Source organism: Actinoplanes sp. NPDC051633 (assembly GCF_040681735.1).
Lineage (GTDB): Bacteria > Actinomycetota > Actinomycetes > Mycobacteriales > Micromonosporaceae > Actinoplanes.
Map to the genome: position 1 here is coordinate 1 of NZ_JBFAZH010001548.1, position 1497 is coordinate 1497.

The 1497-nt window shown below is 76.4% G+C and carries 1 protein-coding gene; it reads right to left on the reverse strand.

Annotated features, from left to right (window positions below; translation table 11 throughout):
• On the reverse strand, positions 1-1497 hold a 1497-nt coding region (locus tag AB0M20_RS43005; protein WP_364307212.1), incomplete at both ends, for an ALF repeat-containing protein.

The following is a 1497-nucleotide window of genomic DNA, read 5'->3' on the forward strand; positions in this document are numbered from 1 at the left end:
CGGTGGGCGGGGGTCGGTGGGTGGCCCGCCGATGGCGCCGCTTGGTCGCCCCCCCGTTTGGGGTCGGCCGCCGACGCGGCGGCCTGGTTGGCGAACGTGATCGCCTGCTGGGCGGCGCGGTCTGCCCGGGCCTTGGCGGCGTTGGCCTCGTCGGCGTAGCCCTGGGCACGCTTGGCCGCCTCGACCGCGCGGTCGGCGTCCTCGAGCGCCTTCTGCGCGTACTGCTGCGCCTCGGCGATCAGCTTGCGGACCGTGAGAACGTGCGCCGCCTGCTCCTGGTCGCGCTGCGCCGCCTCGAACTGCCCGGTGGTCAGGAAGTACGACAGGTAGGAGGCCGGGCCGGCCAGCGCCACCTTCGCGGCCGCTTGGACCTCCGGCCCGCCCTCGCTCATGATCCGGTAAACCTCGACCCGCTCGTCCGCGGACCGTGCCGTGTACTGCCCGGTGCGCAGGAACCGGTGCATGTCCGCCGGCGTGCCCGCCAGCGCCCGCTCGGCGGCGCCCTTGAGGTTCACGTAGGTGCCGGCACCGTTGATGATCGCGTAGATCGCCTGCCGATCCTTGGCGACCTTCCCCGCATAGTTGCGGGTGCGCAGGAACGTCTCGACCGCCGCGTCGTCACCGGTGAGTGCGGTCTGCGCCGCGGTCTTCTCGGCCCCGTCGGGCAGCGTGTCGATCAGCCGCCACACCCGCGCCCGGTCGTCCTGCCCGACCGCCGTACGCCGCTCGGCGGTCAGCCACAGCCGCAGCTGCGCGTCGTCACCGGCCAGTGCGTCCTGCGCGGCGCGCGCGGTCCACTCACCGCCGGTGGTCATCAGCGCGAGCGCCGCCCGCCGCCCGCGGTCCCGCACCACCTCCGGCGGCGCGCCCGCGGCGGTCGCCTCGTTGAGCAGCGCCCGGGTGGCGGCGTCGACGCGGTCCTCCTCTGCGGTGTCCCACAGCAACGAGCGGTTCCAGGCCGAGAGCTCACCGCCGGCTGCCAGCGTCTCCTGCTCGGACTGCAACTGGTCCTGCGCGGCCTGGACGCCCTGCTCGGTCCACTCGGCCAGCCGTGCCTCGTCCTCGGCGCGGGCCAGCGCCTCCAGGTCGACCGCCTGGTTGGCGGCCTGCACCGCCACGTTCGCCGCGTCCACGGCCGCCTGCGCGTGCCGGGCCGCCTCCGCCGCCGACAGCTGCCCGCGCTCGGCCGCCTCGGCCGCCGCGATCGCCTGGGTCACCGCGTTGTCCGCGTGCCGGGCGGCCGACTGCGCATAGGCGAACGCCTCCTCGGACGCCTCCCGCGCCTGCTGCGCCAACGCCTCGGCACGGTCCGCGGCGCGATCCGCCGTCCGCGCCGCCGCCCGGGCCTGCGCGGCCGCATTGCGGGCCCGTGCCGCCTGCTGCGACGACACACCCGACTGGCGGCCCGCCTCGTCGGCGGCGACACCGGCGGCGTCCGCGTTCTGCCCGGCCATCTTCGCCGCCGCGGCCGCGGCGCCGGCCTTCACCATCGCCAGG